The 20,367-nt window shown below is 70.8% G+C and carries 19 protein-coding genes; 11 read left to right on the forward strand and 8 right to left on the reverse strand.

The annotated features are described in order from the left end of the window. Nucleotides 1-15: 15 nt before the first annotated feature. Nucleotides 16-669 carry an aquaporin gene (locus AB0H84_RS28050; RefSeq protein ID WP_357610245.1) on the reverse strand — a complete coding sequence of 218 codons (654 nt, stop codon included), beginning with the start codon at nucleotides 667-669 and terminating at the stop codon, nucleotides 16-18. Nucleotides 670-975: 306 nt separating this feature from the next. On the opposite strand from AB0H84_RS28050, the gene AB0H84_RS28055 reads away from it, so the two are divergent. From AB0H84_RS28055 to AB0H84_RS28070, 4 genes are all read left to right on the forward strand, one after another. Beyond that, nucleotides 976-1,602, forward strand: coding sequence for a redoxin domain-containing protein (locus AB0H84_RS28055; protein ID WP_357610247.1), 627 nt, complete (start codon nucleotides 976-978; stop codon nucleotides 1,600-1,602). 36 nt (nucleotides 1,603-1,638) lie between these two features. Continuing rightward, complete coding sequence (locus tag AB0H84_RS28060) at nucleotides 1,639-2,559, forward strand: cytochrome c biogenesis CcdA family protein (protein WP_357610250.1); 921 nt, start codon at nucleotides 1,639-1,641, stop codon at nucleotides 2,557-2,559. A gap of 152 nt (nucleotides 2,560-2,711) precedes the next feature. Beyond that, nucleotides 2,712-4,616 (forward strand): heparinase II/III family protein, encoded by a 1,905-nt coding sequence (locus AB0H84_RS28065; protein ID WP_357610253.1) that lies wholly within the window; start codon nucleotides 2,712-2,714, stop codon nucleotides 4,614-4,616. Next, a complete protein-coding gene (locus AB0H84_RS28070; RefSeq protein WP_357610256.1) occupies nucleotides 4,613-5,776 on the forward strand; it encodes a substrate-binding domain-containing protein in 1,164 nt (387 codons plus the stop codon). The genes AB0H84_RS28065 and AB0H84_RS28070 overlap by 4 nt, the downstream gene beginning before the upstream one ends. A gap of 49 nt (nucleotides 5,777-5,825) precedes the next feature. Here AB0H84_RS28070 and AB0H84_RS28075 read toward each other — a convergent pair whose 3' ends face one another. After that, nucleotides 5,826-7,859 carry a DUF2264 domain-containing protein gene (locus AB0H84_RS28075; protein ID WP_357610259.1) on the reverse strand — a complete coding sequence of 678 codons (2,034 nt, stop codon included), beginning with the start codon at nucleotides 7,857-7,859 and terminating at the stop codon, nucleotides 5,826-5,828. Nucleotides 7,860-8,061: 202 nt separating this feature from the next. Here AB0H84_RS28075 and AB0H84_RS28080 point away from each other — a divergent pair, with 202 nt between their 5' ends. From AB0H84_RS28080 to AB0H84_RS28100, 5 genes are read left to right on the forward strand one after another with little or no spacing between them, the layout of a single operon-like run. Beyond that, complete coding sequence (locus tag AB0H84_RS28080) at nucleotides 8,062-9,075, forward strand: hydroxyacid dehydrogenase (RefSeq protein ID WP_357610261.1); 1,014 nt, start codon at nucleotides 8,062-8,064, stop codon at nucleotides 9,073-9,075. Nucleotides 9,076-9,112: 37 nt separating this feature from the next. Beyond that, the gene (locus AB0H84_RS28085; protein WP_357610264.1) at nucleotides 9,113-10,417 is read left to right on the forward strand and encodes a sugar ABC transporter substrate-binding protein; all 1,305 of its coding nucleotides are present in this window, start codon (nucleotides 9,113-9,115) and stop codon (nucleotides 10,415-10,417) included. Nucleotides 10,418-10,472: 55 nt separating this feature from the next. Beyond that, on the forward strand, nucleotides 10,473-11,393 hold the full coding sequence (locus tag AB0H84_RS28090; RefSeq protein WP_357610267.1) for a sugar ABC transporter permease: 921 nt from the start codon (nucleotides 10,473-10,475) through the stop codon (nucleotides 11,391-11,393). After that, nucleotides 11,393-12,289, forward strand: coding sequence for a carbohydrate ABC transporter permease (locus AB0H84_RS28095; protein ID WP_357610270.1), 897 nt, complete (start codon nucleotides 11,393-11,395; stop codon nucleotides 12,287-12,289). Before AB0H84_RS28090 ends, AB0H84_RS28095 begins: the two co-directional genes overlap by 1 nt. Then, a complete protein-coding gene (locus AB0H84_RS28100) occupies nucleotides 12,286-12,972 on the forward strand; it encodes a hypothetical protein (protein ID WP_357610273.1) in 687 nt (228 codons plus the stop codon). The genes AB0H84_RS28095 and AB0H84_RS28100 overlap by 4 nt, the downstream gene beginning before the upstream one ends. Nucleotides 12,973-13,079: 107 nt before the next feature. On the opposite strand, the gene AB0H84_RS28105 is transcribed toward AB0H84_RS28100, so the two are convergent. After that, entirely contained in the window at nucleotides 13,080-13,502 is a 423-nt protein-coding gene (locus tag AB0H84_RS28105) for an ATP-binding cassette domain-containing protein (RefSeq protein ID WP_357610276.1), read from the reverse strand. A gap of 292 nt (nucleotides 13,503-13,794) precedes the next feature. On the opposite strand from AB0H84_RS28105, the gene AB0H84_RS28110 reads away from it, so the two are divergent. Both AB0H84_RS28110 and AB0H84_RS28115 read left to right on the forward strand, forming a co-directional pair. Further along, a complete protein-coding gene (locus tag AB0H84_RS28110; protein WP_357610279.1) occupies nucleotides 13,795-14,520 on the forward strand; it encodes a hypothetical protein in 726 nt (241 codons plus the stop codon). Between the two features lie 204 nt (nucleotides 14,521-14,724). Further along, nucleotides 14,725-16,107, forward strand: coding sequence for an alpha/beta hydrolase (locus tag AB0H84_RS28115; RefSeq protein ID WP_357610282.1), 1,383 nt, complete (start codon nucleotides 14,725-14,727; stop codon nucleotides 16,105-16,107). A gap of 27 nt (nucleotides 16,108-16,134) precedes the next feature. Here AB0H84_RS28115 and AB0H84_RS28120 read toward each other — a convergent pair whose 3' ends face one another. From AB0H84_RS28120 to AB0H84_RS28140, 5 genes are all read right to left on the reverse strand, one after another. Then, a complete protein-coding gene (locus tag AB0H84_RS28120; RefSeq protein ID WP_357610284.1) occupies nucleotides 16,135-16,383 on the reverse strand; it encodes a hypothetical protein in 249 nt (82 codons plus the stop codon). A 7-nt stretch (nucleotides 16,384-16,390) separates the two neighbouring features. Next, on the reverse strand, nucleotides 16,391-16,990 hold the full coding sequence (locus AB0H84_RS28125; RefSeq protein WP_357610287.1) for a dihydrofolate reductase family protein: 600 nt from the start codon (nucleotides 16,988-16,990) through the stop codon (nucleotides 16,391-16,393). Between the two features lie 103 nt (nucleotides 16,991-17,093). Continuing rightward, entirely contained in the window at nucleotides 17,094-18,431 is a 1,338-nt protein-coding gene (locus AB0H84_RS28130) for an ankyrin repeat domain-containing protein (protein ID WP_357610290.1), read from the reverse strand. Between the two features lie 151 nt (nucleotides 18,432-18,582). Next, entirely contained in the window at nucleotides 18,583-19,620 is a 1,038-nt protein-coding gene (locus AB0H84_RS28135; RefSeq protein WP_357610293.1) for a Gfo/Idh/MocA family oxidoreductase, read from the reverse strand. Between the two features lie 7 nt (nucleotides 19,621-19,627). Beyond that, nucleotides 19,628-20,353 carry a ThuA domain-containing protein gene (locus AB0H84_RS28140; RefSeq protein WP_357610296.1) on the reverse strand — a complete coding sequence of 242 codons (726 nt, stop codon included), beginning with the start codon at nucleotides 20,351-20,353 and terminating at the stop codon, nucleotides 19,628-19,630. Nucleotides 20,354-20,367 lie beyond the last annotated feature (14 nt).

Genomic DNA, 20,367 nt, shown 5'->3' on the forward strand with positions numbered 1-20,367 from the left:
GTCGGCTCCTGGCGGTCAGATTGCGGAGGGTTCCAGGGGGGCGCGTTCCTTCGGGTTGAGCGCGAGGAAAGCCACCCCGGCCAGGGCGCCGCCCGCCAGGTCGGCCAGGAGCCAGATCCAGATCTTGGACCAGGCGAACAGTCCCATGGAGGCGGCGCCGACGGCGACGGCCGGGTTGAAGGCCCCGCCGGAGATGCCGCCGACCGCGAACGCGCCGGCCGCCACGGTGAATCCGATGGCCAGGCCGTAGAAGCTGTTGCCCGGATGGTCTTTGCTGGTGGCCGCGTTCAGCACCACATACGCGAGCGCGAACGTGAACAGCGCCTCGGCCAGCAGCGCCACCACCAGCCCGCGGCCCGAGGGTGACAGCGACGGCACGCTGGCGGGATTGACGATGTAGGAGGCGGTGAGCGCGGCGATGACGCCTCCGGCCAGCTGGGCGATCCAGTACGGGACGGCGTCCGCCAGGCCGATCCGGCCGCGCAGCAGCACGGCCAAGGTCACGGCAGGGTTGTAGTGGGCGCCGGAGACGTGCCCTCCGGCGTACACCATGACCATCAGGATCGCGCCGATGGCCACGGGCGCCAGAGGCGTCTTCGTCAAGACGGTGGCGCCGATCGTGAGAACCAGGAAGAACGTGCCGATGAACTCCGTGATGTAGCGGCGCATGGACTGTCCTTTCCGCTTGTGGACCGAGACCGGTGACGCGTTGCGGCAGCGCATCCAGATCGTGCCATGAGCCTTCTCCTCGGAGATTGCGGGCTTCTTACGGACCTTTACGGCTCTTTACGGCTCGCCGCACCGAAATGAGGGCTCTTGCCGGACGGCGCGGGATCCGCTAAATGATGCGCCCTCGATACAGGCCCGGACGCCGATCGGCATGAAGGCGGCGGCGCGAACGTTCGCGCCGGCCTGGCTGTCGCCGTCATCGGCTTGTAAGAAGTGACGCAGAGCCGCGCTTCTAGAGTGAACGGCATGTTCCCCGTACGAACGGCGGTCGCGATGGCGGCAACTGCCCTCCTGGCGGTCGGGTGCAGCGGCGCAGGGCAGCGCGAGGCGGCGAGTGGCACCGCATCGGCCGCTGCGACCTCCATCACGACCCCCACTGCGACCTCCACGTCGGCGGCGTCCCAGGAGGCCTCCGTGACACCCGTACCGACTGCGTCACAGGAAGCGGCGGCGGGCAAGGCTCCGGTGCCGGCCGCGCTGCGGTTCTCCGCCCGGACGCTGGATGGTGCGGACTTTCAGGGGGCGAGCCTGGCGGGCAGGCCGGTGGTCTTCTGGTTCTGGGCGCCGTGGTGTCCCAAGTGCCTTTCTGAAGCGCCCGCTGTGAAGGCCGTGGCCGGCAAATACGGTGAGGTGGCATTCGTCGGGGTCGCGGGGCTGGACACCGAGGCGGCGATGAAGGAATTCGTCCAGCGAACCGGGACCGGCAACCTCGTACACCTGTCAGACGCCAAGGGCGTGGCCTGGACGAAGCTGGGGGTCAGCCAGCAGTCCACGTTCGTGTTCATGAAACCGGACGGCTCCACCGAGAAGGCGTCGGGCCCGCTCAGCCAGGACAAGCTGGACGAGCACCTCCGCGAGCTCCTCGGCCGGTAATGCTGCCATGCTCTCATCCATCCCGCAGGAGCGTGCATGAGCGATCTGCCGCTCGCCCTGGCACTCACGGCCGGCACCGTGGCCGCGTTCAACCCGTGCGGCTTCGCCATGCTCCCCGCGTACCTCACCCTCTTGATCAATGACGAGAAGACCACCCGCCGCGGGCCCATCGGACGAGCGCTGATGCTCTCGGCGGCCATGACCGCCGGATTCGTCACGGTTTTCGGCCTGTTCGGGCTCGCGGTCACCGTGTTGGCGGTGTCGGTGGGCGGCTATCTGCCGTGGGTGAGCCTGGGGATCGGAGTGGTCCTGGCCGGCCTGGGCGTCTGGTTGCTGTCCGGCCGCGAGCTGCTGCTGCGCCTGCCAGGGCCGGCTACCGGCCGCCCCACCACCTCACCTCTGTCCCTGTACGGCTACGGGCTGTCGTATGCGCTGGCCTCCCTGTCCTGCACGGTCGGGCCCTTCCTCGCGGTCACCTCGGCCTCCCTGTCCGGCGGCGGGCTGCTCGGCGGCGTGGCGGCCTTCGCGACCTACGCGCTCGGCATGGGCCTGGTCATCGCCGTGCTGTCGCTGACGGTGGTGTTCGCCCGCGCCGCCGTGGTCGCCGGACTGCGACGTCTGCTGCCGTACGTGTCCAGAGCCAGCGGCGGCCTGCTCACCCTCGCCGGCCTGTACGTCGTCTACTACGGCTGGTACGAGCTGCGCGTCTTCGCCGGAGCCGACGCCGACGACCCGGTTGTGAGCACCGCGACAGCCGTACAGGCGGCCATCGCCGGCTGGCTGGCAGGGCTGGACACCCGCTGGATCATCGTCACGCTCGCCCTGCTCACCGTCGGGGCGCTCGCGGTCCGCAGGACGCGGCTGGTCGCCAGGCGGTGGGGCGGGAAGGTAGTCGCCGGTCATCGGGCAAGCCTCGACGGACATGGGGACGGGCAGCCTGGAGCAGGCGAACGGTGATACCTCGACGGCTGCGCGGCTCACTCGGGCGGGAGCGCGTTGGCGTGATGGGCGCGTGCTGCTGAGCGTGACAAGGGTTCGATCACAAAGCCTCCTTATTTATTCAACTTCGATCACTTTTGATCGGTAGTATGAGCCCAGCGAGGAGGACTATGACGAACACAGCTACCGGCGCGGCGGTCGAAACGGCAGGGCCGCTGCTCTCCGTCTGGGGCGCCGCGGCGTCGCCCGCGGGCCTGGCCGGCTTGTTGGTGTCGCCCGACGTGGCGCTGCCCGTCCCCGTTGCCGGGGCTGAGCTCTGGGAGCGCGCCGCCGACCGCCTCGCCGCCGTCCGCGAGCAGGCGGAGGCGGAGCGGGACACGCCGTGGCCGCGACCGTCGGCGTCACAGTACGCGCGCTTCTTCCGCGACGGGAACCGCACGGAGTACGAGAGCCAGGTGCGAGAGCGCCAGGCCCGGCTCACCCGGGCGGTGCTCATGGCGGCGGCGAGCGGGCAGGACGCGTGGCTGGACGAGGCCGCCGACGGCATCGTCCAGCTGTGCGAGCAGAGCACGTGGTGCTGGCCCGCGCACGAGGAGACCTGCCGGCCCCGTGGGACGGTGCTGCCCGACGTGACCTCTCCCTGCCTCGACCTGGGCGCCGCCGACGTGGCCGCACAGCTGGCCTGGGCGGATCATGTCCTGGGCGCGCGGCTGGACAGGCGCTTCCCCGGGCTGCGGGAACGGGTGCGCCGGGAGACGCGCGTGCGGGTGCTCGACCCGTTCGTGCAGCGCGAGGACTGGCATTGGCTGGGCCTCGACGGGGACGTGCACAACTGGTGCCCGTGGATCTGCGGCAACGTGCTCGTCGCCGCGCTGCGCCTGAGCGAGCCGGGCGAGCTGCGGGCTCTCCAGGTCTCCCTGGCGGTGGCGGGCGTCGATCGCTATCTCGCGGCGCTGCCGGACGACGGTTCCGTCGATGAGGGTTACGAGTACTGGTGGAACGGCGCGTGCCGCGCGCTCGAGGCGCTCGACGTCCTGGAGCACGCGACATCGGGAGCACTGGACGCCGCGGTGGTCCCGGTGGTGCGCGAGACGGTCCGTTTCCCGCACCGCATGCATCTGGGCGGGCCCTGGTACCTGAACCTCGCCGACGCGCGGGCCCGCCCTTCCGGTGACGTGCCGTGGCATGTGCCGTACCGGTGGGCCAGAAGGCTGGGCGAGCAGGACGCGGCACGGCATGCGGCCTCCCAGCGCCCGGCCACCGTCGTGTCCGAGGAGCTCGGGCGGGCGCTGCGGCAGCTCACCGACCCCGGATGGCAGGACGCCGTGGCGGAGGCGCCGCCCCTGATCGCCGGGGTCTGGCTGCCGGGGACGCAGGTCGGCCTCGCCAGGACGGCCGGTGGGACGGCGCGCGGACTCGCGCTCGCGGTCAAGGGCGGGCACAACGGCGAGCACCACAACCACAACGACGTCGGCTCGGTCGTCGTCGCGGTGGACGGTGTGCCCGTGCTCGCCGACCCGGGCAGGCCGACGTACACGGCGCAGACCTTCGGTCCCGAGCGCTACTCGATCTGGACGATGCAGAGCGGCTGGCACAACGTCCCCGAGGTGCGCAGCACGCCGCAGCGGCAGGGCGAGCGGTACGCGGCCAGGCAGGTCGAGGTGGTGGACGGGCCTGACCGCTTCGAGGTACGGCTGGATCTGGCGGCCGCCTACCCGGTGCCCGAGCTGGAACGGTGGTGGCGCAGGGCCGCCCTCGACCGGTGCGGGGGCCGCGTGACGATCGAGGACGCCTGGAGCTTCACCGGCGACGGCGGCACGAGCGTCCTGCACTTCGTGCTGGCCGGACAGGTCGAGCAACCGTCTCCTGGGCGGGTCGTGGTCCGGCCGCCCGACGGCGCACGGTCCGCGGTCGTCAGCTGGGATCCTGCCGGCGCGACAGCCGCGCTGACCGTCCGTACGCTGGATGATCCCATGCTCACGGAGGTGTGGGGCGAGCGCCTGACCCGGCTGGAGCTGCGGCTGCCCGGCACGGCGCGCGGAGCGTTCGAAGTTCGGGTGGAGGTGGGGGAGTGACGGTGTCAGACTCGCCGGGCCAGTTGCCGGACGAGCGCCGCGCCCAGATGGTGGAGCTGCTCCGCCGCCGCGGCGTGGTCCGCGTCCACGAGCTGGCGGCCGAGCTGGACGTCTCGGCCATCACCATCCGCCGCGACATCGCGTTGCTGTCCTCACAGGGCATCATCCGCCGGGTCCGCGGTGGCGCCGCGCTCCACGGCCGGCCGCTCGCCCAGCCTCTCACAGGCGTCGAGACCGAGGCGCGGACAGGGGAGGCGCCGCCGCCACAGCCGGCGACCCAGCCGGCATCCGCGGAGGAACGGCAGGTCACCATCGGGATGGTGGTGCCGTCACTGACCTACTACTACCCCGACGTGATCAAGGGCGTCCGTGAGGCCGCGGCGGAGTCCGGCGCGCGCATCGTGCTGCGCGGCGGCGGCTACCGAGCCGCCGACGAGCGCCGCCAGCTCTCCCGGATGCTGGAGACGGCGGGCGTGGACGGGCTGCTGGTGACGCCGACCACCACGGGAGAGGAGGGAGAGGCGCTGGTGCGCTGGCTGCAGGACGCCCACGTGCCCGTGGTCCTCATCGAGCGGGCGGCCACCGTGGGCCCCTACCACGAGGCGATGGAGTCGGTGGTCAGCGACCACGCCTTCGGAGCGGCCATGGCCGTGCGGCATCTCGTCGCGCTCGGCCACCAGCGCGTCGGGCTGATCACCACCCAGCAGAGCCCGACGGCCCCGCACGTACGGCGCGGCTGGCGGCAGGCGTGCGAGGAGCTCGCCCTCCGGCTCGACGGCACGCCCGACATGAGCACGGTCGATCAGCTGCATCCCGAATGGCCGGCCACGCTCGATCGCGTTCTGGACGAGTGCCTCGCCTCGGGGACGACGGCGCTGCTCGTCCACTCGGACCCGGAGGCGATCAGCCTGGTCGAACGCTGCCAGGAACGCGGCCTCCGGGTGCCCGGCGACCTGGCCGTGGTGGCCTACGACGACGAGGTGGCCGAGCTGTGCGACCCGCCGCTGACGGCGGTCCGCCCGCCCAAGACGGCCATCGGGCAGGCGGCTTTCGCCCTGCTCGCGGCGCGGCTGGCGGACGAGGATCCGCAGCGCCCCGCCCACCGCGTCGTCATCGAGCCGCGCCTGATCGTCCGGGCGTCGTCATCGAGCCGCGCCTGATCGTCCGGGCCTCCTCGTCGAGCCGCGCCTGATCGTCCCGGCGTGATGATCAGGCCTGGCGGGGGACGGCGCCGAGGTCGTCCTCCGTCCCGTCCGGCCAGGTCACGCGGGCGGCCGCCGCGCCGTACCAGGAGACCGAGGGCGGCCGGCCCGGCTCCTGCCCGCCGAGGTGAACCGCCACCTCGTACCAGGTGTCCGGCAGGGCGGGCGCGCCGGTCGCGCACCACGGGACGAGCGTCCACGGGCCCAGCGGCGAGGAGTCCGCGGCGGAGATCACGCCGGACAGGTTCAGCCCCGCTCCGGCGACGAGGCACGAGTACCTGGTGCCGTTCGAGACGCGAGGTTCCGCTCCGGGGGCGGGTTCCGCGGCCGCCACAGGCCAGCCGCCGATGCGCAGCGCGCCTGGGCCGGGGCGCGATCCGGCGTCACCGCCCGGCGAATCCGGGGCGGGAAGCGGTACGCCGCCGGGGCGCGATCCGGCATCACCACCTGGCGAATCCAGGCCGGCCCGCGGCGAGCTCGCCAGCCGCACCAACCGCAGCTCCCAGGCGCCCCGCACCGCCGAGACCACCTCGATCCACGGCCCCAGACGCACCGTCCCCGCCCGTCCGTAACCGTGGTCCGGCCCGTCCGCCCCGACGTCCACCCAGTGGGCCTGCCAGCGCGAGGCCCCCACCAGCGTCCCGGACGGAAGGCGGTCGAGCCGCAACGTCTCGAAGCCCGTCCGGTGGCTGGGCCGGCCGCCCGCGTCGAGAATCGTCACCGACTGGTCCAGCGGCTCGGCGGCGTGCTCCCCGGCCAGCACGGGAGAGGTCGCGGTCGAGTATCCCAGCCGCGCGTACAGCGGGGAGTCCGTACGGTTCGTCCCTGGAGTGGAGTGGTCGGTGCCGTGGTTGACCACGCGCACGACGCCGTCGGCGCGAGTGCCGCTGACCAGCCAGCCCGGCGCGGGCAGCGCGAGATGGAAGTCGCCCGTCTCGACCGGCAGCGGCTCCTCCACGGCCGTCCACACCGGGTGGTCGGCGGGCAGCGAGAGCCCGAAGAAGCCCTTGGCCGCCCAGTACGGCGAGCCTGGCCCCGAGTACGACTGGGCGATCGGCCGCCAGGCCCCATGCCACCCGAGCGTCAGGACGCCGTCCTCGTCCGGGGCCCCGTGCTCGGTGAAGTGGCGGACGATCCCCGAGGCGGCGCGGCGCAGGAGCCCCGGGCTCGGTGTCGCCGTGCCCGAGCGCGCGCCCACCCAGAACTGCGTGGCCGCGGCGAACCGGTAGGTGAGGCTGCGCCCCTGGATCAGGGGTGACCCGTCGGCGGCGACGAGGTGCACCGCGTCGTTCAGGTAGCGTTCGAGCCGCTCCAGGTAGACCGGCCGCCGCGCGTCCGCCGCCGGGTCGCCCGCGGCCATCTCGCTCCACATCAGCGGGTAGAACTGCAGCGCCCATCCCGAGTAGTGGTCATAGGAGCGCTCCGCGCCGTCGGCGTACCAGCCGTTCCGGCGGGCGAAGCCGTCGAGGAGCGCGAGCCCGTCCTCGATGTCCTTGCGCTCGTAGGGGCCGCCGACCGAGGCGAGGAACTGCTCGACGACGATCTGGAACCAGATCCAGTTGATCGGCGGATAGTCGGAGCCGACCGCGGGCGCCAGATAGTCGACGACCCGCTCCCGCACACCCGCGTCGAGCCGGTCCCACAGCCACGGCCTCGTCAGGTGGAGCACCAGGGCGATGGACGCGGCCTCGACCTTGGCCTGGCCGTGCTCGTCCAGCCGCACCCAGCGCTCCGGCGAGCGGGGGTCGGTCCCGGCGGCGAGCCCCTCGGCGTACCACTCCATCAGTCCCAGCGGATCGCGCCCGCCCTCGCCCGCCACCCTGAACCCGGCGGCCAGGAACGTGCGCGCGAAGCCCTCCAGCCCGTCGACGTCGGCCCCGTACCCGCCCGGCGGGCCGGGGAACGAGATACGCGCGTGTGTGTCCGACGCGTAACGCCGCGCCGACAGCAGCAGGTGATCGGCGAGGGCCGCCCAGTGGTCCCGCGTCCATCCCGTGTACGGAGACAACCGCAGATCGTCGAACTCCCTGAGCGAGCGCATCAGCCCTCCTGATCGGAAACGAATGCCCCGGAGTCAACGCGATCGCTTCCTCCCACGTCAAGGGCGCACGGCGACCACCGTACATTATCGATCAGTATCGATCAGATCGAGTGATTACTCTGCGGTAACAGAGTATTGACGTGATTGAAATGATCAGACATGATCAGCGCACTGGTAAGCGCTTGCCGCCGAAAGGACCCAGGTGAGAGACGTACGACCGCAGGCCCTGCTGGTCATGGATTCCTCGAAGTTCGCCGTGCAGTTCCAGGAGCCGCAGCTGCGCCGGTTGCAGGAGCTGGTCGAGCTCGGCGATCCCATCGTGACCGACGACCTGGACGCGGAGCACGTGCGGCGGCGGCTGCGCGAGGTGGAGGTGCTGGTGACCTCGTGGGGTTGCCCCCCGCTGACGGCCGAGCGGCTCGCCGACGCGCCCCGGCTGCGGGCGATCTTCCACTGCGCCGGCACGGTGCGCACGTTCGTCACCGACGAGGTCTGGCGCCGGGGCATCCTCGTCACCAACGCCGCCGACGAGAACGCGATCCCGGTGGCCGAGTTCACCCTCGCCGCGATCATCTTCGCGGGCAAGAAGGCGCCGTTCCTCGCCCAGGACGCGCGCCGCCACCGCGACGACTGGTCCTACCTGGCACACCGTGGCGAGCTGACGAACCACGGACGCACGATCGGCGTCGTCGGCTTCTCCCGCACGGGGCGCCGGGTCGTCGAACGGCTGCGCAGCCTGGAGGCGGACATCCTGATCGCCGACCCCTACGCCGATCCCGCCGAGGTGAGCGCGGCGGGCGGCCTCCTGGTCGGGCTGGACGAGCTCCTGCGGCGCTGCGACATCCTCACGCTGCACGTCCCGGCGCTGCCGTCCACCCGCCACCTCATCGGGGCGCGCGAACTGGCCCTGCTGCGCGACGGGGCGACCGTCATCAACACCGCGCGCGGCGCCGTGCTGGACACCGCCGCACTGGAACGCGAGTGCGCCACAGGACGGCTCGACGCGATCCTCGACGTCACCGAGCCGGAGCCGCTGCCGGCCACCTCGCCCCTGTACGACCAGCCCAACGTCATGATCACCCCCCACGTCGCCGGCTCTCTGGGATCGGAGACCCGGCGGATGAGTGAGAGCGCGCTCGACGAGCTCGAACGCTACCTGTCCGGCGAGCCGCCCCGCGCGGCCGTGACCGCCGCCGACTTCTTGGTAAGCGCCTGAGCCCTGCGACCGGCTCAATGGAAAGGAGACCGGATCAATGATCCTTTCGCACGCGTCGGGAAGAGCCCGAGAGCGCCGTCATCTGATCAGGAGCATCGCCGTCGCGGCCGCGCTCACCCTCGCGGCCACCGCCTGCGGCTCGGGCGGGCAGGCGAGCGGCAGCGGCGACGGAGGCAACACGCTGACCGTCACGGTCTGGAACATGGCCAAGACCCCCGAGTTCAAGGCGCTGTTCGACGCCTTCCAGGCGGCGAACCCCGGGGTCAAGATCCAGCCGGTGGACATCCTCGCCGACGACTACCCCGACAAGGTCACCACCATGCTCGCCGGCGGTGACACGACCGACGTGATCACGATGAAGAACGTCACGGACTACTCCCGCTACTCCAGCCGGGGCCAGCTCGCCGACATCACCGACCTGGTGAAGTCGGCCGACACCTCCAAGCTGGCCGGGCTCGACGCCTTCAACGTCAAGAACGCGTACTTCGCGATGCCGTACCGGCAGGACTTCTGGCTCCTCTATTACAACAAGACGTACTTCGACAAGGCGGGCGTCAAGATGCCCGAGAGCCTCACCTGGGACGAGTACGCCAAGCTCGCCCAGCAGCTCACCAAGGAGGAGGGCGGCAAGAAGGTCTACGGCACCTACCACCACACCTGGCGGTCGGTGGTGCAGGCCATCTCGGCGGCGCAGACCGGCGGCGACCAACTGGGCGGCGACTACGGCTTCTTTACCGAGCAGTACAACCTGGCGCTCGGGCTGCAGAAGGCCGGCGCCGCCCTCGACTTCGGCACCGCCACCGCCCAGAAGTCGGACTACAAGACGATGTTCGAGACCGGGGCGGCGGCCATGCTGCCCATGGGCACCTGGTACATCTCCTCGATCCTGGCGCAGAAGGAGAAGGGCGCCACCGATGTCGACTGGGCGCTGGCCCCGATGCCGCAGCGGCCCGGCGCCACAGGCGTGACGACGTTCGGCTCGCCGACCGCCTTCGCCGTCAACAAGCGCGCCAAGAACGCCGACCTCGCCAAGAAGTTCGTGCAGTTCGCCGCGGGCAAGGCGGGTGCCGAGGCGATCGCCAGGATCGGCGTGGTGCCCGCGCTGAAGACCCCCGAGATCACCACCGCCTACTTCGGGATCAAGGGCATGCCGACGGACGAGCTGTCGAAGAAGGCGTTCCAGCCGGACAAGGTCGTCCTCGAGATGCCGGTCAGCGAGCACACCTCCGACGTCGACACGATCCTCAAGGAGGAGCACGAGCTCATCATGGTCGGCGACAAGTCGGTGGCCGACGGCATCAAGTCGATGAACGAGCGCGTCAAGAACGAAGTCCTGAACTAGGGAGCAGCGGCGGCCGCGGAGCCCTCCGGGGCCGCCGCCTCCCTGGAGGAATCCCATGACTCACGTCATCACGCAACCGGCCCCGTCCTCCGTGGGGCCCCGCTCCAAGCGCGCCTGGCGCGCCACCCTCATCGGGTGGAGCTTCATCCTGCCGAACTTCGTCGGTTTCGCACTGTTCACCCTCATCCCGATGCTCGCGGCGTTCGCGCTGGCGTTCCTGGACTGGGACTCCTACAGCACGCCCGAGTGGGTCGGGCTGAAGAACTTCCAGCGCCTGCTCTCCGACGAGAACTTCCACGTCGCGCTCCGCAACACGCTGTTCTACGCCGCCGGCCACATCCCGCTGACGCTGATCGTCGCGCTCGGCCTGGCGATGGTGCTCAACAGGAAGATCCGCGGCGTGCAGTTCTTCCGCACCGCGGCGTTCTTCCCGTACATCACCTCGCTGGTCGCCGTCGCCGTCGTGTGGAACATGCTGTTCAACCCGACGGCGGGACCCATCAATCAGGCCCTCGAAGCGATCGGCGTCGCCCACCCGCCCCGGTGGGTGGCCAGCACCGACTGGGCGATGCCCGCGGTGATCGTCACCAGCGTGTGGCGGGACATGGGGTACTACATGGTGCTCTACCTGGCCGGCCTGCAGACGATCCCGAACGAGTACTACGAGGCCGCCCGGGTGGACGGGGCGAACGCCTGGCAGCGTTTCTGGGGCGTCACGCTGCCGTGCCTGCGGCCGACGACGTTCTTCGTCCTCGTCATGCTGACGATCCAGAGTTTCAAGGTCCTCGACCTCATCGTCGTCATGACCGACGGCGGCCCCGGGCGCAGCACGCTGGTCCTGGCCCAGCTCGTCTACCGGGAGGGCATCACCGAGGGGCACTTCGGCTACTCCTCGGCGATCGCCCTGGTGCTCTTCGTCATCGTGCTCACCGTGACCGTCGTCCAGTTCCGCCTCAACGAACGCAGGAGCGCCTGATGGCCACACTGCATGATGCTCCACCGGCCACCGCCGGCCCGCCCCGCCACGTGCCCGCGGGCGCGGAGCGGACGGGGCGCGGCCTCGTCCGCAAGGTGCTGGCCTACATCGTGCTCGTCGTCGTGGCGGCGCTGGTGCTGGTGCCGTTCGCATGGATGCTCTCGTCCTCGCTGAAGCGCGACAACGAGGTCTTCACCATCCCCATCGAGTGGATCCCGCGCGAGTTCCGCTGGTCCAACTTCGTCGAGATCTGGGAACGCATCCCGCTGCTGACCTACCTGGGCAACTCGGCGTTCCTGTCCACCACCATCACGCTGCTGCAGCTGCTCACGGGGAGTTTCGCGGCCTACGGGTTCTCCAAGGTGCGCTTCCCCGGGCGCGACGCGCTGTTCCTGGCCTACATCGCCACGATCGCCGTGCCGTGGCAGGCGTACATGGTGCCGCAGTACATCATGATGCAGCGCGCGGAGCTGACGAACACCTACTGGTCGATCATCCTGCTGCAGGCGTTCGGGGCCTTCGGCGTGTTCCTCATGCGCCAGTACTACATGTCGATCCCGGACGAGCTCTGCGAGGCCGCCCGGATCGACGGGCTGAGCGAGTACGGCATCTACCGGCGGATCATGCTGCCTCTGTCCAAGCCGGCGCTCGCCAGCCTGGCCCTGCTGACCTTCGTCAACACCTGGAACGACTACATGGGGCCGTTCATCTACCTGACCAGCAACGAGCTGTGGACCGTGCAGCTCGGCCTGCGCTCGTTCATCGGGCAGTACGACGCCGAGTACGCCATGATGATGACCGGCGCGGCGCTGTCGATCCTGCCGATCCTGGCCGTCTTCCTGTTCGGGCAGCGATACTTCATCCGCGGCATCGCGACCAGCGGGCTCAAGGGATGAGGGCGCTGCTCAGGCCCGCGCGGCAGGAGACCTACGAGAGGGTCTTCCGCACCGTGCACACCGGCCTCATGACGAACGTCCTGCTGGCCGTCGCGTGCGCCCCGCTCCTCGCGGCGCTCGCGATCGTCCGGGACCCGCCGGCGTCGTGGCCGTTCTTCGCCGTGCTGTCGTCTCTGTGCGCGCCCGCGCTGGCCGGGGCGTTCCGCTGCTTCGCCGAGCTGGGCGAGGGCTCCGCGGCCGTGTTCCGCCCGTTCTGGGAGGGCTACCGCCGGGCTGCCGGCCGATCCCTGATCGTCTGGGTGGCCGGCGCCGCCGCCGTGAGCGTGCTGGCCGTGGACGCCGTCGCCGTCTCGCGCACGGCGTGGGGCCCCGCGCTCGCGCCCTTCTTCGCGAGCGCGGCGGCGCTGGTCGTGGCGGTGGTCGTCGCCGTCCTGGCGCTGGTCGCGGAGCAGCCCTCCGTACGGCTGCGCGGCCTCGTCCGGCCCTGCCTCTACCTGGTGGCGCGGCGCTGGTACCTGGCCGCGGCCAACGTCGTCGTGCTGGGGCTGGCCGCGGCGGTCATCCTGCTCAAGCCGGTGATCGGGCTGCTCCTCCTGTGCTCGCCCCTGCTCTACCTGGTGTGGGCCACGACCCGGTTCGTTCTCGCGCCGGTCCTGCCGTCCGGCACGGACGCCCGTACCTGATGCCCGCCCGTCGTCCGAGGAGCGGTAGACGTCCGTTCTTGCCCGGGGCACATACCAGCCTGTTCGCCAAAGAGTTGATCTTTCGAATCGGAGGCCGCCAGGTCAGATCATCGGACGTCGTTCTCGGCCCTCGCATCCTGATAGCCGCCGGCCTGGAGGCGGAACAGCCGGGCGTACTCGCCGTCCGCGTCCATCAGCTCGTCGTGACTGCCCTGCTCGGCGATCCGGCCGTCGACAAGCGTGGCGATCAGTTCCGCGCCGCGCAGCGCGGACATCCGATGGGAGATCAGCAGCCGGGTACGGCCCTCCGCGTGCCGGTGAAGGGCAGTGTGCAGGCGGTGCTCACCCTCGGCGTCCAGCCCCGAGGTCGGCTCGTCGAGCACGATCAACTCGGCGTCGGTGCGCATCAGGCAGCGGGCCAGGGCCAACCGCCGCCACTGCCCGCCGGATAGCGTCACGCCGGCCCGCTCGCCGTCGTCCGTGTGCGTCCTGGACAGCACGGTGTCGTAGCCGTCGGGCAGTGCCGCCACCGTGTCGTCGGCATGAGCCGCCCGCGCGGCCGCGACGATCCGCGACCGGTCGTCCGGCAGGCATCGACAAAGCTGCCCTCAATTCGATCAAGAGTCAAGATCTTGACCATACTCCGTACAACGGACTATGGTCGCTCGCATGCTCAAGAGATCGGCTCTTGTCGCGACCGTGCTGTGCGCTGTCATGCTCGCGGGCTGCTCCTCCCGCCCACCGGCGCAGCCTGCCACTACGGCAACAGCGGACGTCGGGTGGGGCAGGCCGCAGAAGATCCAATCGCTCATCGCCGATTGCATGAAGCAGAAGGGCTTCCGCTACCTCGCCTGGGTCCCGAAGCCCAAGCCCAGGACGGACGTCGACAAGGCCGCGGGCGGCGACTACGAGGCCATGAAGAGGGTGCGCTCCAAGCGGGGCTTCAACGTGTTCATCGACGTTCTCGACTCCGATTCCGAACGGGATCAAGCCGCCGTGACGGCCGGCGACGACCCCAACAGCGCGATCAGGGAGTCACTGTCGAAGGCGCAGTCGCGCAGCTATGACAAGGCCCTCAATGGCTGCCAGGTCAAGGCAGTCAAGGACGTGACCGGCAAGAACATCAGCAGCATGGCCGACGAGTTCGAGCAGTACGAGACCTCCTACAAAGCCGCTGTCGAACGTGAGCTGAACGGCGATCCCGAGCTGGTGGAGCTGGCCTCGGCGATGGGCGACTGCCTCAAGGGCAAGGGGTATCGCGTGGACTCCGTCAGCCCGACCGGCATGAGCGAGCGCGGTTACCGCGAGTTCTCGGCGCGGATGAACGCCATCGCCAAGAAGCAGGGCCTGGTGGACGCCGGCGCCGACGACAACACCGTCTACCGGCCACGGCTGTCGCAGGCGGAGGCGAACAAGTACCTCGCCGAGGAGACCAAGGCCGCGCTCGACGACCTCGAGTGTGGCAAGAGCTTCTACGCCGACTTCGGACCCAAGGCCGGGGGCATCGCCGCCCGCCTCGACTCCGAATTCGGCCGCTGGACGCTCTGAGCGTGGCGGTGGCCAGGCGGGTCATCAGGCTGGATCAAGATCAAAACTCCCATGATTGGATGGCTTGTGCGGAAACACATCGCACTCCTGATTTCGTTATTTGCCCTCATCGGCTCGGTCGCGCCCATGGCGCCGGCCGCGGCGAGCACGGCGTCGATCTCGTGGCAGCCGTGTGCGGAGGATCCCGCGGTCGATTGCGGGACGATGACCGTACCCCTTGATTGGGGCGACCCCGGTGGCGAGAAGATCCAGCTGGCGCTGGCGCGGCGCAAGGCCACCAACCCCTCGGCGAGGATCGGCTCGCTGGTCGTCAATCCCGGCGGGCCCGGCGGCTCGGGCAAGCAGATAGTGCTGCGTGACCGGCTGCCCTTCTCCTCGGAGATCACCAGCCGGTTCGACATCGTGGGCTTCGACCCACGCGGGGTGGCGGGCAGCCATCCCATCCAGTGTTCCCGGGAACTGGCCGCGCAGGCGCCCGACCCGTTCCTGAAGAGCCAGGCCGACTTCGTGCGGCTGCTGGCTTTCAACGCACGCTACAAGCAGGACTGCCGAGCCCGCACCGGCCCGCTGTTCGACCATGTGGACACCGGCAGCGTCGCGCGTGATCTGGACGCCCTGCGGGCTGGTCTCGGGGACGACAAGCTCTCCTTCTACGCCATCTCCTACGGCACCCTGATCGGCCAGATCTACGCCGAGCGTTTCCCCAACCGGGTCCGTGCCCTGGCGCTGGACAGCAACATGGACCACAGTCTGGGCACCAGAGACTTCCTGGACACCCAGGCATGGACGACTCAGGATTCCTTCGACGAGTTCGTGAAATGGTGCGACAAGACCTCCTCGTGCGCACTGCACGGCAAGAACATCCGCACCTTCTGGGCCGGCCTGGTGGCGCGCGCCGATCGCGGCGAACTGCACTACCCGGGCCGGCCGGACACTCCCCTCACGAAGCTGCTGCTCATCTATGAGGCCACGGGTGCGTTCTTCGGCCCCGACTGGGCCGACCTGGCCGAGTTCCTGGTGGCGGTCGACAGCGGCGAGGGCGAGGCGAGATCGCTGCTCAAGCCGCTGCCTGACCAGGAGGTGGTCAACGACGCGACTCAGGTCTTCTGCCTGGACTACCTGCTGCCGGTGCGCAACTATGACGAATACGCGGCTCATCTGGCGAGTTCCCGCCGCATCGCCCCCGACATGCAGGCCGGTCCTGAGGCCCTCGCCACGATGGCCGCTTGTCTGGGCCAGCAAGCCCCGATCCCCAACCCGCAGCACCGCCTGCGCGTTTACAGCCCCCCAGTCCTGGTGGCCAACGCCCTGCACGACCCCGCCACCGGCTACAACTGGGCGGTGAGCACGGCGCAGCAGCTTGGCCGCTCGGGAAGGCTGTTCACCTACGAAGGCTGGGGCCACCGCATCTACGACCACGGCCAGTGCGCCGCGGGCGGCATCGACCGCTACCTGGTCTCCCTCGAGCTGCCGGCCAAGGGCGCCAGCTGCCCGGCCATCCCACCCACCTCGTCCACAGTCAAGCGTTCCACGTACCAGCCACTCCCCGGCCCGGTTCCCGGCCTCCCCGGCTGGGTGAGGTCGTGACCCCATAGCGTGAGCCGTGCCCGCTTCTCACCTGGCACGGCTCCATCGCCATTTCCTGAGAACCGACTCTGTCGCCGAGGGTTCCGCCAGCCCTGACGGTGCGCCGGTCACCACGCCGGTCAGCAGAGCGGCCCGCATCTCGCCGCCGTCGCGACAGGTGACCGTGACGCCGTCGCCGGCCGAGTGGTGCCAGCCTGCGGTGATCTCGGTGGAGGCCAGGTCCTTGCCGGTGCAGGGACTCAGAGCCTGGTGGCGATGATCGGAGCTAGGTCGCATGCGCGTTCTAGCGGACCACCCGGTACGTCAGGTGGGTGACGAGGCCGGTGCCCGACGGGGCGCCGAGCGGTTGCAGGGTGATGTCGCCGACGTTGTCGAGCAGCCGTTCGCCTCTGCCGAGGATCACGGGCGCGACATGCAGGCGCAGCTCGTCGATGAGCCCTGCCGCCAGGTACTGGTTCACCGTCTCGGCGCCGCCGGCGATGGCCACGTCGCGGTCGCCGGCGGCCTCGCGCGCCTGCGCCATGGCCGCCCCGATCCCGTCGGTGACGAAGGTGAACGTCGTGCCGCCCTTCATCGTCAACGGCTCGCGCTGATGGTGCGTGAGGACGAAGACCGGCGCGTGGTACGGCGGCTCGTCGCCCCACCAGCCGTTCCAGTCCAGGTCCCAGGCGCCGCGGCCGGGGCCGAACATGTTGCGGCCCATGATGAAGGCCCCGGCCGCGGTGATGCCCTCGATCACCGCGGCGTGCTGCTCGGGCTCGTCGAACATCCACTGGTGCAGGCGGTCGTCCACGCCCTCGCCGAACGGCTTGTCCAGGCTCTGGTGCGGGCCTGCCACGAAGCCGTCGAGGGACATCGCCATGTCACAAGTGACCTTGCTCATCTCACTGCCTCCTGCTCTCCGGCGCCCGTCCGGCGCCGCCTTCACGAGGAGGTCGGAGCCGTCCGCCCCTTCTTCACATGCCGGCCGGATTTTTCTCAGGGAATCATTTCAGCAGGGCGTCGATGGCGGCGTCGCCGGTCGGCGGGCCGAGGCGGGTGGGGGCGCCGGCCGCCAGGAGGGCCTCGACCGTGCCCAGGTAGTCGCCGTCCGCCGCCCGGTTGTTGCGCAGCCCCCACAGCGCGCAGTCCAGCGGGGTCGGCCCCTCGTCGTCGAAGGCGCGGTCGCCGAGGTCGGCGCCGCGTTCGACCAGCAGCCGCACCGTCTCCGCGCGGCCGTGCATGGCGGCCTGGTCGAGCGGCGTGAAGTTGCTCCAACCCCGGGTGTCCACCGCCATCCCGCCGTCCAGCAGCGCCCGCACCACGTCGGTACGGCCCAGCAGCGCGAACTGGCCCAGCACCCAGCCGTAGTCCCCGGTGTCCGGGTTGCCGAGGGCCGGCGGCGGGGCGGCGGGCAGGCGGGCGGACTCGCCGCGGGCGACGGCCAGGACCGCGGCGTCCACCGGGTCCAGGTCGGCGCGTGCGCCGCGGGCGGCCAGCAGCTCGTACGCCGCCAGGTGCCCGCAGCGGGCGGCCAGGGCGAGAGGGCGGCGGCCGGCGTCCCAGCGGTCCCAGGGCAGGTTCACGTCGGCGCCGGCATCGAGGAGCATCGTGAGGATGGCCGTGCTGCGGCCCCGGGCGATGGCGTGGTGCAGCGCGCGGCAGGCGTTCACGTCGACGCCGCGATCGAGGAACCAGCGCAGCCCCGCCGCGTCCTCGAAGTCCAGCTTGTGCAGCACCAGGCGCTCGTAACCGGGCCGGTGGAGGAGGTCGAGGAAGGCCGTGTCCGACTGCTCGCAGGCATGGTAGAACGCATCCTCGTCCCGGGGAGCGCCGCGCTCGACCAGGAGCCGCGCCAGGGCCAGGTCACCGCGCTCCACGGCGTCGAACAGGGCCGTCCGGCGCCATTCGCCGCCCTGCTCGACGGTGTGGCTGCCCGGGTCGGCGCCGGCGTCCAGGAGGAGCCGGGCGCACGCGCGTACCCGCTCATCGGGCGCGACGGCGCGGCGCAGCAGCACCAGCAGCGGCGCCAGCCCGGCGACCGGATCGGTGGCCGGATTGTCGGCCCGCACGGTGGCCGGATCGATGGCGTGATCGGTCACCGGGGCGCGATCGGCCGCCAGGAGCGCCGCCAGCGCGGCCGGATCGGCCAGGACGAGCGCCCGCTCGATGCCCTCCAGGGCGGCGACACGCACGTGCTCGACGAGCTTCGGCCAGCTGGGGAAGCCGTATTCGCGAGCGATCTGGAACTGGGCCCGGCTCAGCGGAATGCCCTGGGCGTGTTTGCGCTGTTTGGCCTGCTTGCGCAGGTGCTCGAGCGAAGGGCGCGGGGGAAGAACAGGCACGGCGAACCTCCGTCTGCCCGGGTCCGCGTGCTCGGGCCGAGGTCCGTCGACCACGTGCGGGATGCCGCCGGTGGGATGATCCCTTCCCCGCGGACCGGACGCGCCCGGCAGCGCGGCCCCCATCATAACGTCCGGGGACCGCGCCGCGGCGTCAGAGCGTGATCGGTACCCGCGTGCCCGTGCGGGCCGATTCGAGGGCGGCGGTCACCATGGCCAGGCTGCGGATGTTGTCGTGGCACTCGCCCTGCGGCGCCCGCCCCGTACGCAGCCCCGTCACGAACTCCTCCAGCCCCTCGGCCAGCCCGCCGAAGCGCCGGCGGCCGGGGAACGGGTCGGAGTCAGGAGCGTACGCCCGCACCACCTGGCCGTCGGCCGCCTCGGCTGTCGGAGCATGGCCGTCACCGTCCCACAGCGCCGTCCCGCGCGGGCCGGCGGCCCGCCAGCTGCCCGTCCACGACGTCGGCTGCCCGGGCGCCGACCAGCTCCCGGCGAACGTGTAGCGCAGGCCGCCGGTCATCTCGAAGATCGCGGTGGCCGAGCACGCCCCGGCGTACCAGGTCCACGAGGGACGGAACGACTCGCAGTAGACGGAGACCGGATCGGCCCCCGACACCGCCCGCGCCGCGTCGAACAGGTGGATCGCCATGTCCTGTAACAGCGGATGTTCCAGGGTGTCGAGGAAATTCTTGTTCCGGTACGGCATGAAGAACTCCGACGTCAGCAGCCCCAGCGGCCCCAGATCGGCCACCGTGCGCCGGAAGGCCACCAGCGTGGGCATGAAGCGGCGGTTCTGGTTGACCGCGAACAGCCGCCGCGACTCGTCGGCGGCCCGCACCATGGAGCGGGCCTCGTCCAGGCTGACTGCCATGGGCTTCTCGCTCAGCACCGACACCCCGCGCCGCAGCGCCGTGACCGTCACGTCGTGGTGAGCCTGGGGGACGGTGCAGTTGACGATGAAGTCGGGCTCCTCGCCGTCCAGCACGGCGGTGAGCGAGGCGCCGACGGGCAGGTCGTCGAGGCCGAGCTTGCCGGCGGCGGCGCGGGCGCGCTCCTCGTCCACGTCCACCCAGCCGGCCAGCGAGGTCTGGGGGTGGGCGAGCAGTTCGGGCGCCCACTGGCCGCCGATGAAGCCGGCGCCGACCACCACGCCGCGCAGCGGCCTGTCCGCTCCGATGGTGTCGAAGGTCATGCCGCGCCTACCAGGTGATGGGGGTGTGGGCGTTCTGCAGGGGCTCGCCGACGCCGTCGGGCGGGGCGGCCCACAGGACCGCGTTGGCCAGCACGCGCCGGACGCCGGGGTGGTGGTAGATCGGATATTCCTGGTCGCCGGGGCTGAAGTAGAAGATCCGGCCGAGGCCCCTGCGGAAGCAGCAGCCGCTGCGGAACACCTCGCCGCCGCTGAAGTTGCTGATGAACACCAGCTCGTCGGGCTCCGGGATGCCGAACGGCTCGCCGTACGTCTCCTGCTGCTCGATGACCAGCGGGCGGGGCACGCCGCGCGCGATGGGGTGGCCGGGCGCGACCGTCCAGACCAGCTCGCGCTCGGCCGCGTCGCGCCAGGTGAGCGTGCAGGTGGAGCCCATCAGCGCGCGGAAGATCTTGGAGTAGTGGCCCGAGTGCAGCACCAGCAGGCCCATCCCGCCCAGCACGCGCCGGCGCACGCGCTCCACGACCTTGTCGTTCACCTCGTCGTGCGCCATGTGCCCCCACCAGGTCAGCACGTCGGTGCCGGCCAGGACCTCGTCGGTCAGGCCGTGCTCGGGCTCGTCGAGCACGGCGGTGCGCACGCGCACCTGGTCGCCCAGCACCTCGGTCAGCCCCTCCGCGATGGCGCCGTGGATGCCGTCGGGGTAGATGCGGCGTACCGCCTCCTCGCGTGGCTCGTGGTAGTACTCGCTCCAGACAGTGACGTTGACGGCCATGCGGTTCCTTCCTG

The sequence above is a fragment of the Nonomuraea sp. NPDC050786 genome (genome assembly GCF_040654115.1).
Lineage (GTDB): Bacteria > Actinomycetota > Actinomycetes > Streptosporangiales > Streptosporangiaceae > Nonomuraea.

Coding starts and splice junctions, on each gene's coding strand:
- AB0H84_RS28050 (WP_357610245.1), bottom strand. CDS start 669: ATGCGCCGCTACATCACGGAGTTCATCGGCACGTTCTTCCTGGTTCTC.
- AB0H84_RS28055 (WP_357610247.1), top strand. CDS start 976: ATGTTCCCCGTACGAACGGCGGTCGCGATGGCGGCAACTGCCCTCCTG.
- AB0H84_RS28060 (WP_357610250.1), top strand. CDS start 1,639: ATGAGCGATCTGCCGCTCGCCCTGGCACTCACGGCCGGCACCGTGGCC.
- AB0H84_RS28065 (WP_357610253.1), top strand. CDS start 2,712: ATGACGAACACAGCTACCGGCGCGGCGGTCGAAACGGCAGGGCCGCTG.
- AB0H84_RS28075 (WP_357610259.1), bottom strand. CDS start 7,859: ATGCGCTCGCTCAGGGAGTTCGACGATCTGCGGTTGTCTCCGTACACG.
- AB0H84_RS28085 (WP_357610264.1), top strand. CDS start 9,113: ATGATCCTTTCGCACGCGTCGGGAAGAGCCCGAGAGCGCCGTCATCTG.
- AB0H84_RS28090 (WP_357610267.1), top strand. CDS start 10,473: ATGACTCACGTCATCACGCAACCGGCCCCGTCCTCCGTGGGGCCCCGC.
- AB0H84_RS28095 (WP_357610270.1), top strand. CDS start 11,393: ATGGCCACACTGCATGATGCTCCACCGGCCACCGCCGGCCCGCCCCGC.
- AB0H84_RS28100 (WP_357610273.1), top strand. CDS start 12,286: ATGAGGGCGCTGCTCAGGCCCGCGCGGCAGGAGACCTACGAGAGGGTC.
- AB0H84_RS28110 (WP_357610279.1), top strand. CDS start 13,795: ATGAAGCAGAAGGGCTTCCGCTACCTCGCCTGGGTCCCGAAGCCCAAG.
- AB0H84_RS28115 (WP_357610282.1), top strand. CDS start 14,725: ATGACCGTACCCCTTGATTGGGGCGACCCCGGTGGCGAGAAGATCCAG.
- AB0H84_RS28120 (WP_357610284.1), bottom strand. CDS start 16,383: ATGCGACCTAGCTCCGATCATCGCCACCAGGCTCTGAGTCCCTGCACC.
- AB0H84_RS28125 (WP_357610287.1), bottom strand. CDS start 16,990: ATGAGCAAGGTCACTTGTGACATGGCGATGTCCCTCGACGGCTTCGTG.
- AB0H84_RS28135 (WP_357610293.1), bottom strand. CDS start 19,620: ATGACCTTCGACACCATCGGAGCGGACAGGCCGCTGCGCGGCGTGGTG.
- AB0H84_RS28140 (WP_357610296.1), bottom strand. CDS start 20,353: ATGGCCGTCAACGTCACTGTCTGGAGCGAGTACTACCACGAGCCACGC.